Here is a 9,994-nt window from a genome sequence, read left to right as displayed (position 1 = left end):
CCCTTTCGGGAGTCGACGGCCGCTCTGGTGTTTCAGGTGCTACCGAGAGATCAAGCAGCGCAAGCCGGCGAGGTCAGACCTGCAACGCCGACGATCTGGCAAGCGGTGGTCTTCGAGAGCTTCCAGACGCCGTCTTCGTAGACGAACGAAGCCTGCAGGCCCTGCTGCAGCGGCTGACCGTTGACGACGATGTTCAGCGAAGCGGCTGCCGTGTCGCTGCCCGTGTCGGTGACCGGGTCGAGGATCTCCACCTGTGCGCCGGCAGCCTTGGCGGCAGCGGCGACCTGGTTGATCAGCTCGGGATCCTGCTCGGCGCCCTGGACGAGGTTGACCTTGTCTGCGGCCGGAACACTCTCGTCGAGTGCCTGAGCGACCTTGCCGTTGAGCTCAGCAGATGTCGGAAGTTCGGGAGCGGGATCACCGGAGGGCGTAGTGGTGGCCGTCGTGGTCTTCGATGACGTGGTGGGTGATGGTTCCTTTTCACCCGAGCTACATGCGGTCATCGTGAGGGCTGCTGCGATCGCCACGGCTGCAACGGTCATCTTCTGAAGCTTCAACTTCTCAGTCCTATCCATTCGGGTGTTCACATTCGAGCGTCAGTCGAACAACGTGCTTGCTCGAGGATCGTCGACAACATTACCCAACGGTAAGAGGAAAAAGTCTAAGGACATCCTCAGAGAAGGCTGTCGACCGCATCTGCCACCTCGAGCACCTCATCGGATTCGGCGAAGGTCTTGGCGATTCCCCTTCCGCTGGAACGGGTTTCGAAGCGAATCGTCACCACACCGTGCCCCGCGCCTTGCACCCAACCGTGTCCGTATTCTGGATGCTTGACGTCCAAACCGGGGTGCCAGTAGCGCTGAGGGACTCGTGCGGCCACCGGAGCGTCGAGTTCGGCCTCATCGAGGGCGCCTGTGAGAGTTTCGACCGGATAGCCGGGAACGTCCTGATCCAACTCGGGAAAAAGTGATCCTTGGCGAACCGTGGACAAACCGGCGAATCCCACACCGACCAAGCGAATCGGCCCCAACTCCTGCGGGTCGATGACCTGTTTCTGCGCGGTGGCGACAAGGATTTGGCGATCGATGGTGGCAAACGGCAACGTCACGGATCGAGTCAGGATGCTCATGTCGGACTTCTTGAGCTTCAGTACCACGGTACGGGCGGCTCTTCCGTCCTTCTCCAGCCTGGAAAATGCTGCACGACCACTACTTTCGACGGCCGCGCGCAGTTGCGCCATCGTGACGATGTCGGCGGCGAACGTGGATTCCGCGCTGATCTGCTTGGATTCGGCACGCTCCGCGACCGGCCGGTCGTCGATCCCCTGCGCAAGCCGATGCAACCCCGGACCGACAGTGGTTCCGAGTATCGACGCCACCTCCGCTATGGGTGTGCGGGCAAACCCACCGATGGTTTCGATCCCGAGACGCTTGAGTTTTTCCTCGGCGACGGGACCGATCCCCCACAGCTTTCGCACCGGAAGCGGATCGAGCAACTCGTGCTGCATCCCGGGAGGAATCACTGCGACGCCGTCGGGTTTTGCCAGTCCCGACGCAATCTTGGCCACCTGCTTGCCTGCGCCGGCGCCGATCGAGGCGACCAACCCGGTCTCGGCTTTGATCAACTCCCGCAAATCCTCGCAAAATGCGCGGACCTCGTCGGCCCCGACACCGGCCAACTCCACCGGTTCACCGAAGGCCTCGTCCACCGACAACTGCTCGAGGATCGGCATTCGAAGGCGCAACGCGTCGAACGTGCGTTTGCTCAGAACCGAATACAGGGACATCCGTGGCGGCAATACCACCGCTCCGCCGCCGACCATGCGGCGCGCCTGGTGCATCGGCATTGCCGATCGCGCACCGAAAACTCTCGCTTCGTAACTTGCCCCGGCCACCACCCCGCGCCCGCCCAAGCCGCCGACCAGCACCGGGCGACCTCGCAGCGTGGGACGGGTCAACTGCTCGGCGGAAGCGAAAAACGCGTCCATGTCGAGATGCAGCACCCACCTGCGACTTCGTGTGGGGTCATCTTGATTCATCGGGAGTTACGGTTCTCTCAGAAGTGGGCGCCGAATTTAAGTCCGTGCCTTTTTCTTGGGCGTCTTCTTCTTCGGCAGGGGTAATACGTCGGCTGTCCGTTGGATGAATGCGTGCAGATGATCGATGTCCTGCAGCTTTTCCTCCGGGACCCGGTAGTAATCCTTCGCCCCCGGATACGGCGGAGCCAGATCGCTCTCTGATCCGAACTCAGCGCTGACCTCGGTGGGTTTGACGAACAGTACGTCTGCGCAGATCAAGCCCACGATCTTCTCGTTGCAATACAATCCGTACTCGCCGAACATCGCCCTTGCCCGCACGTCGAGCGGTTCCAACTGCTCGAGAATGCGCGCCACGGTTTCCTTGCTCGTACCCATGAGAGCAAACTACTCCGGCACCCCGACATGTAGATATTCATCGGGGAGCCGGAGTAGTTGCGTCGGTACTAGACCTTCGTGATCGCAGCGCGGATACCGTCGCCGAGATCGACGGCGTCATCTCCCGCTTCGCCCACCGAGAACGAGGTGGCCAGAACCTCACCGGCGATCAATTCCCGATGACGCTCGGCCCACTCCTTGCAGTCCTGCGGAACCTCGAGCACGACCTTGATCCGGTCCGAGACGTCCAAACCGGCGGCGCGGCGTGCGTCCTGCAGTTGACGGATACGGTCCTTCGCCCAACCCTCGGCTTCGAGTTCTTCCGTCACGACGGAATCGAGTACGACGAGTCCCGCACCGTCCGGCAGTGCAGCTGTCGAATCCGGCTCGGCCGCAACCAGTTTCTGCGTGTACTCCTCTGGCAGCAGTTCGATGCCGGCCGCAACCACGACGCCGTCCGCGTTCTCGGTCCAGTCGCCCGCCTTGACCGCCTTGATGACGGTCTGAACGGACTTGCCCAGACGCGGGCCGGCAGCACGCGCATTCACCGCGATTTCGAAGCGCCCGTGCACGTCGACGTCATCGGTCAGATCGACCTTCTTGACGTTGACCTCGTCGGCGATCAGTCCGAGGAACGGACGCAGGCGCTCGGCGTCGGGCGCCGCAACCGTGACCTCGGGCAACGGAAGACGAACACGCAGATTCTGCGCCTTGCGCAGGCTCAGCACCGTCGAGCACACGGTCCGTACGTCGTCCATCGCCGCTACCAACTCGGGGTTCGCAGGGAGCTCCGACTCCTCCGGCCAATCAGCCAGGTGAACCGAGCGTTCCCCGGTCAGTCCGCGCCAGATCACCTCGGACACCAGCGGCAACAGCGGCGCAGCGAGTCGCGTCACGACTTCGAGCACGGTGTGCAGGGTGTCGATCGCGTCGCGATCCTCGTCCCAGAACCGCGAACGAGACCGTCGCACATACCAGTTGGTGAGCGCGTCACAGAACAACCGAAGCTCGTCGCACGCGCCGGCGATGTCGTTGACCTCGAGCGCCTCGGTGATCACGTCGCGGGTGGTGGCGAGCTTGGCCAGGATGTACTGATCGAGGATGTTCTCCGAATCGGTACGCCACACACCGGATTCCGGCGCGTACAACTGCAGGAAGCTCCAGGCGTTCCACAACGGGAGCAAAGCCTGACGTACGCCTTCACGGATGCCCTGCTCGGTCACGATGAGGTTTCCACCGCGCAGGATCGGCGAGGACATCAGGAACCATCGCATCGCATCGCTGCCGTCGCGGTTGAACACCTCCTTCACGTCCGGGTAGTTGCCCTTGGACTTGCTCATCTTCAGTCCGTCGTCACCGAGCACGATTCCGTGTGCGGCAACGGTTTTGAACGCCGGACGATCGAAGAGTGCGGTGGCCAGTACGTGCAGCGTGTAGAACCAGCCGCGAGTCTGCCCGTTGTACTCGACGATGAAATCGCCCGGGAAATGACCCTCGAACCATTCACGGTTTTCGAATGGGTAATGCACCTGCGCATACGGCATCGAACCGGATTCGAACCAGCAGTCGAGCACCTCGGGAACGCGGCGCATCATCGACTTCCCGGTCGGGTCGTCCGGATTCGGACGGACCAGGTCGTCGATCATCGGGCGATGCAGATCGGTCGGACGCACACCGAAGTCTGCTTCCAACTGGTCGAGCGAGCCGTACACGTCCGTGCGCGGGTACTGCGGATCGTCCGACACCCACACCGGGATCGGGCTGCCCCAGTAGCGGTTTCGGCTGATGTTCCAGTCGCGTGCACCTTCGAGCCACTTGCCGAACTGGCCGTCACGGATGTGCTCGGGCACCCACGTGATGTCCTTGTTCAGCTCGACCATGCGATCGCGGAATTTGGTGACCGCGACGAACCACGAGGGAACCGCCATGTAGATGAGCGGCTGCCCACTGCGCCAACTGTGCGGGTAGGAGTGCTCGATCGTCTCGTGCCGCAGCAGCTTTCCGGCGGCCTTGAGGTCCTTGATGATGACCGGGTTGGCGTCGAACACCATCAGGCCCTCGTACGGCGGAACCATCGAGGTGAACTTTCCACCCGGATCGAGTGGCTGCACGACCTCGATACCGTTGGCTGTGGCCACGTCCATATCCTCTTCACCGAAAGCCGGTGCGAGGTGGACGATTCCGGTTCCGGAGTCGGTTGTCACGTAGTCGGCCGAGAGCACGACGTGCGCGTTCGGGTGCCCGAGGAAGAAGTCGAACGGCGGCGTGTAGGACAGGCCGACCAGCTCGGCGCCCTTGTGGCGGGAAACGACCTCGGGGTCCTCCCCCAGCTCGCGTGCGTAATGACCCAACCGCGCTTCGGCGAGTACGTACCGCTTTCCGTCCTCGCCGAGCACCTGGACGTAGTCGACCTCGGGGTGCACCGCAGTGGCCAAGTTGGACGGCAGCGTCCACGGGGTCGTGGTCCAGATGATCGCGTTTGCGCCGTCGAGTGGTGAACCCGGAGCGACCAGCGGCATGTCGACCGTGACGGCGGGATCCTGACGCATCTTGTACGCGTCGTCGAGGCGAGTCTCCTGGTTGGACAGCGGAGTCTGCTCGTACCAGCTGTAGGGCAGCACGCGGAAGCCCTGATAGATCAGGCCCTTGTCGTGCAGCTCCTTGAAGGCCCACATGACGGACTCCATGAAGTCGACGTCCAGGGTCTTGTAGTCGTTGTCGAAGTCGACCCAACGTGCCTGGCGGGTGACGTAGTCGCGCCACTCGTCGGTGTACTTGAGCACCGAGGCCTTGCAGTACTCGTTGAACTTGGCCAGACCCATGACTTCGATCTCGGCTTTGTCCTTGATACCGAGCTGCTTCTCCGCTTCGAGTTCTGCGGGAAGGCCGTGGCAATCCCAGCCGAAGCGTCGTTCGACCTTGCGTCCACGCATGGTCTGGAAGCGCGGCACCAGATCCTTGACGTACCCCGTCAGCAGGTGGCCGTAATGCGGCAAACCGTTGGCGAATGGCGGTCCGTCGTAGAAAACGAACTCTTCGCTACCGTCCCGATTGGAAACCGATGCCCGGAAGGTGTCGTCGTCGTCCCACTGTTTCAGGACCTTCTGTTCCAGATCGGGGAACTTGACTCCGGTGTCGGCGGGGACACCGTAGTCGACTTTGGGATACCCGTTACTCGCCATGGCGATCTCCTCGTGCCAGTCGGACTCGGCACGGGGACGACGTGGCGCTTGTGCGCCGACACCGCGGTACCACCCCGTTTGCACCCCGCAGATCCGCGCTTGGATCTCGAGGTGCCACTCGATCGAGCTGTGACGGGCCCACCCGTTCGGTTCTACTGGGTTCTCGGCACGCGTGAAAGCGTAGAGAACCGTTCTTCCGAAAGCTCCCCGGTGATTGCCGGATCAAAGCCAGGTATTCGTGATCGACAGTCTAATACTTGCCCTGGGACGTGTCGGTACTGCCTAGGACTTACCGGTAGGGCCTAGGACTTGCCGCCCGACGTTTCGCCGTGATTGCCCGGATTGTCATCGTTGGCAGCGGCTGCATCACCGGTAGAGGAATCCGAGGAACTCTCGGCTTGGCCGTAAGGCGACGACATCCCGCTACCCGATACCGGGTCATCCAACGAAGGAACCGCCTTCCTGCTGGTCAGCGCACTGACCAGCAGGAGGACGGCACCTGCTACACAAATCGCGATACATGCCCACGCCCAGATCAGCGACCCTGTGGTCAGGGCAACGATCAGGAGCGCGAAGCCAACTCCCGCGAGAACCAACGTCACGACCAGCACGTATCAACCTTTGTCCGGTCCGATAGCTGAGCCGACGGGGCGCTCTCGGTCAGCTGTTTCCCTTGGCGAAGGACGGACTGTAGGAATCCTGTCCACCGTCGACCGGAACGGCCGAGCCACGCTGTTCGAGCTCTTCGAGCTGCGATTCCAGGTAGGACTTCAGGCGCACCCGGTACTCACGTTCGAACGTCTTGAGCTGCTCGATACGGCCCTCGAGGACCGAACGCTGCTGGTTGATGGTCGCCATGATTTCGGTGTGCTTCTTCTCGGCGTCCGCCTTGAGAGCGTCTGCCTTCTCCTGAGCCTGGCGAAGCTGGGTCTCGGAGCGAGTCTGAGCGTCGGTGAGCATTGCCTCCGACTTGTTGCGCGCATCCGCGATCATGCCGTCGGCCTTGCTGCGAGCCTCGCTCATGAGCTGCTCGGAGTTGGTGCGAGCACTGCCGAGCAGCTGCTCGGACTCGGTCTTGGCATCGTTGGTGAGGCGATCCGCCATCTCCTGAGCCAGTCCGAGGACCTTTGCGGCCTGCATGTGGGTGTCGCCACTCTGCGGCGCTGCAACGGCAGCGGCGGCGGGAACCGGAGCTGCAACGGGTGCAGGCTTGGGCGGTTCGACGACCCGAGCGGGCTCCGGCTTGGGCTGCGCTGCGACGGGTGCTGCCTGCTGAGCAGGTGCCGGCGACTTCTTGGCAGCCGCGAGCTCCTGATCCAGCTCACCTACGCGCTGGCGCAGGTCCGCATTCTCTTCGATGAGCTGCGACAGCGCCTGTTCGACGAGGTCGAGGAATGCGTCGACCTCGTCCTCGTTGTAGCCACGCTTGCCGATAGGCGGCTTGCTGAACGCAACGTTGTGCACGTCAGCTGGAGTCAGTTGCGGCATGGAAGGATCCCTTCACGCGTCATTTGGCGGTCTAGCAAGCATTCAGTTGCAACACAGTCTACGTAGTGGCGAACCACCGTATGAGTTATGGGTTCCATTCTGGCACACCACACACTCGGACTGCGCTCAGCGAACAACCGACATCAGGATGATGACGATGAAAAGCAAGACCATGATGGATAGATCCAAGCGAACTCCACCGAGGTTGATCGGGGGGATCAACCTGCGGAGCAGTTTCACCGGAGGATCGGTGATCGTAAAAATGGTTTCGAGAATGACTGCGACCAATCCGGTCGGTCGCCAATCTCTGGCAAACGAACGAACGAACTCGACGATCACTCTGCCGATCAGCAACAGCCAGAAGACAACCAGCACCAGATAGATCACAGAGAGAAGCGCGTCCACACCCTCACTCTGCCTGACTTCTGCGTTGTGTCCAAAACAGACACACCGCAGCAATTCCGGAACCGGTCCGCATCGAGTCCGTCTTGTAACGGCCGGCGATGGGTCCGAATGCGGCGCCCGCCGAGACGGGCCGCCGTTCGAATGTGCTCACGTCACCCCTGCTCAGGGGCCGGACTGCGGTCGAGACCATCATTTCTGGCTGTAGAAACCCGTCTCGGCGATCCGACGACGTTCCTCAGCGGAAACGTCGATGTCAGCCGGTGAGAGAAGAAACACTTTGGTGGCTACCTTGTCGAAAGAACCACGCAATGCGAACGCCAGGCCGGCCGCGAAATCGACCAGACGCTTCGCGTCGGCGTTGCTCATGTCGACCAGATCCATGATGACGGGCGTGCCGTCGCGGAAACGCTCACCGATGGTGCGGGCCTCTGCGTAGCTCTGCGGACGCAGTGTCGTGATCTTGGCGAGCGGGCCGCCGTCGTCGACAACCGGCGCACGTCGCGCTTCGGGTCGCTCGGCGCGCGCGTCGACCGCAAGGTTGCCGCGGCTGGCCGGGCGCGGCGCCATCGCCGGGCGGCTACTGCGACTGGGAACGGTGTCGACGCGGGGCCGGGAATCGTAACGATCGAACTCCGCGTCCTCTTCGTCACGACGACTGGGCGCGTAGCTCGCCTTCGAGAAGGCAGGTTCGACGAACTCGCGGTCGTCGCGCTCGGCATAGCCGTCGTGACTACGACGGGGTGCGCGGCGAGCCTGATCGGGCTCCTCCACGTATTCGTCCTCGTAGTCATCGAGGGGAACCATGCCGAAGTAAGCCTTGAACTTATGCAGGTTGCTCATTGATCGACCTTCCTTGGCGCGGCGGAATCAATCCGACTGCGACCGGTCGCAGCGGTGTGGACGGGTTGGGCGATCACCTGAGCGATCACCTCGAGATTACTGGTCGTGAGCCGAGCAGTGCGGTTCCGACACGCACGCACGTGGAACCGTGGCGCACTGCAGCCTCCAGATCGCCGGTCATACCGGCGGAGAGTTCGGTTGCCCGTGGATGCGATTCGAGAATCAAAAGATGTGCCCTGCGGAGGATTTCGAACTGCTCGTCCGGATTTGATCCAAGTGGCGGGACGGCCATCAGTCCCGCGAATTCGAGACCTTCGGCTGATTCGATCTGCTCGGCAAGAGGGGTTAACTCCCCCGTCGGAACTCCGCCACGCGCAGGGTCTCCGTCGAGACTTACCTGGATGAGCACCCGCAGCGGCGCCTTGCGCTCGCCGTCGGACAAAGCGCCGAGCGCCGCCCGATCGAGTGCATCAGCCAACCGCGCACTGTCGACCGAGTGAATTGCGTAGGCCCACTTCGCTACCGACCGAGCTTTGTTGCGCTGCAACTGCCCGATCATGTGCCAGCGAACCGGATCGTCGATCGCACCGCTGCGAGCAGCGCCGTCGAAATCCGCGACCTTCTCCACCGCTTCCTGCTCACGAGACTCACCGAATTCACGGCAGCCAAGTTCGTACAGGATTCGGGCGTCGGACGCCGGAAAGAACTTGGTAACTGGCAGCAGTGCGACGTCGGAAACTTCGCGACCGGCAGCAAGGCACGCGGCGGCCAGTCGCGCCCTCACCGAGTCGAGTGCCGTCGATATTTCTGTCAGCCGCATTTCCGTCTGTCGCATTTTGTGCCTAGACGGTTTCCTGCGCTGCGGGCGCTTCCATCCAGATCACTGCAGCTTGACGTCCGGTCAGTGATTCTCGGCGATGACTGAACAGCGCGCGGTCCTCGATCGTGCATCGCGGGTCCTCGGCGACACCGGACACACCCGCGGCGAGCAACTGCTTACGCAATCCCGCACGCAGATCGAGTCCCGGTGTGCCCTTCTCGGTGCGAGTTGCGCTGCCCGGCAAGTGCTTTTCCACGTCGGCACGCATCGCGGCGGGAACCTCGTACTGGCGTCCGCTCGCCGCCGGACCGAGGAAGGCGCCGATACGCGAGACGTCCGCGCCCTGTCGCACCATCTCCGCGAGGACGCGCGGGACGATACCGATGCGGGCACCGATCCGTCCGGCATGAACGGCCGCGATGACACCGGCCTCCTCGTCGGAAAGAAGTACAGGAACACAGTCTGCGCTGAGAGTGGCGAGCGCCAGGCCGGGAACGGTGGTGACGAGAGCATCCGTCACCGGAACGACCTCGTCGGTCGGTTCCGTCACGACAGTGACGTTGCGCGAATGGATTTGTTCCATCCACACGAGATGGTCAGGCTCGACGCCTATTTCGCGTGCCAGACGACGGCGATTCGCATCGACGGCTGCCGGATCGTCTCCGACGTGATCGCCGAGATTGAACGACTCGTACGGCGACGCGGAAACACCACCGGCTCGGCTGGTCACGACGCGGCGAATGCGGGTGCGGGTGGTCGACTTCTCGGTACTCAAGATAAGTGTGCTCACAAACGTCGAAAGTTGTCGTCCGGCTCAGACGTGACCGGACATCCAGTCAAGAACAG

Annotated in this window: 10 protein-coding genes; all 10 read right to left on the bottom strand. The window is 62.5% G+C overall.

Annotated features, from left to right (window positions below):
- Positions 1-50: 50 nt before the first annotated feature.
- Complete coding sequence (locus ACFT1A_RS17850) at positions 51-542, bottom strand: hypothetical protein (RefSeq protein ID WP_378448037.1); 492 nt, start codon at positions 540-542, stop codon at positions 51-53.
- A 131-nt stretch (positions 543-673) separates the two neighbouring features.
- Positions 674-2,038 carry a DNA polymerase IV gene (locus ACFT1A_RS17845; RefSeq protein WP_378448036.1) on the bottom strand — a complete coding sequence of 455 codons (1,365 nt, stop codon included), beginning with the start codon at positions 2,036-2,038 and terminating at the stop codon, positions 674-676.
- 36 nt (positions 2,039-2,074) lie between these two features.
- Positions 2,075-2,413, bottom strand: coding sequence for a TfoX/Sxy family protein (locus tag ACFT1A_RS17840; protein ID WP_378448035.1), 339 nt, complete (start codon positions 2,411-2,413; stop codon positions 2,075-2,077).
- A gap of 68 nt (positions 2,414-2,481) precedes the next feature.
- The gene (gene ileS, locus ACFT1A_RS17835) at positions 2,482-5,595 is read right to left on the bottom strand and encodes an isoleucine--tRNA ligase (RefSeq protein WP_378448034.1); all 3,114 of its coding nucleotides are present in this window, start codon (positions 5,593-5,595) and stop codon (positions 2,482-2,484) included.
- A 302-nt stretch (positions 5,596-5,897) separates the two neighbouring features.
- Positions 5,898-6,206: a hypothetical protein gene (locus ACFT1A_RS17830; RefSeq protein ID WP_378448033.1), complete on the bottom strand. Its 309-nt coding sequence runs from the start codon at positions 6,204-6,206 to the stop codon at positions 5,898-5,900.
- Positions 6,207-6,255: 49 nt separating this feature from the next.
- Entirely contained in the window at positions 6,256-7,083 is an 828-nt protein-coding gene (locus ACFT1A_RS17825; RefSeq protein WP_003941722.1) for a DivIVA domain-containing protein, read from the bottom strand.
- Positions 7,084-7,209: 126 nt separating this feature from the next.
- Positions 7,210-7,488, bottom strand: coding sequence for a YggT family protein (locus tag ACFT1A_RS17820; protein ID WP_003941780.1), 279 nt, complete (start codon positions 7,486-7,488; stop codon positions 7,210-7,212).
- 189 nt (positions 7,489-7,677) lie between these two features.
- On the bottom strand, positions 7,678-8,328 hold the full coding sequence (locus ACFT1A_RS17815; RefSeq protein ID WP_003941752.1) for a cell division protein SepF: 651 nt from the start codon (positions 8,326-8,328) through the stop codon (positions 7,678-7,680).
- Between the two features lie 85 nt (positions 8,329-8,413).
- Positions 8,414-9,163 (bottom strand): YggS family pyridoxal phosphate-dependent enzyme, encoded by a 750-nt coding sequence (locus ACFT1A_RS17810; RefSeq protein ID WP_378448032.1) that lies wholly within the window; start codon positions 9,161-9,163, stop codon positions 8,414-8,416.
- A 7-nt stretch (positions 9,164-9,170) separates the two neighbouring features.
- Positions 9,171-9,938 (bottom strand): peptidoglycan editing factor PgeF, encoded by a 768-nt coding sequence (gene pgeF, locus ACFT1A_RS17805; protein ID WP_378448031.1) that lies wholly within the window; start codon positions 9,936-9,938, stop codon positions 9,171-9,173.
- Positions 9,939-9,994: the final 56 nt, after the last annotated feature.

This window comes from Rhodococcus sp. NPDC057135 (genome assembly GCF_042670865.1).
Lineage (GTDB): Bacteria > Actinomycetota > Actinomycetes > Mycobacteriales > Mycobacteriaceae > Rhodococcus_F.
This window is presented reverse-complemented; position numbering and strand designations above follow the sequence as displayed.

Coding starts and splice junctions, on each gene's coding strand:
- ACFT1A_RS17825 (WP_003941722.1), bottom strand. CDS start 7,083: ATGCCGCAACTGACTCCAGCTGACGTGCACAACGTTGCGTTCAGCAAG.
- ACFT1A_RS17810 (WP_378448032.1), bottom strand. CDS start 9,163: ATGCGACAGACGGAAATGCGGCTGACAGAAATATCGACGGCACTCGAC.
- ACFT1A_RS17845 (WP_378448036.1), bottom strand. CDS start 2,038: ATGAATCAAGATGACCCCACACGAAGTCGCAGGTGGGTGCTGCATCTC.
- ACFT1A_RS17815 (WP_003941752.1), bottom strand. CDS start 8,328: ATGAGCAACCTGCATAAGTTCAAGGCTTACTTCGGCATGGTTCCCCTC.
- ACFT1A_RS17850 (WP_378448037.1), bottom strand. CDS start 542: ATGACCGTTGCAGCCGTGGCGATCGCAGCAGCCCTCACGATGACCGCA.
- ileS (WP_378448034.1), bottom strand. CDS start 5,595: ATGGCGAGTAACGGGTATCCCAAAGTCGACTACGGTGTCCCCGCCGAC.
- ACFT1A_RS17840 (WP_378448035.1), bottom strand. CDS start 2,413: ATGGGTACGAGCAAGGAAACCGTGGCGCGCATTCTCGAGCAGTTGGAA.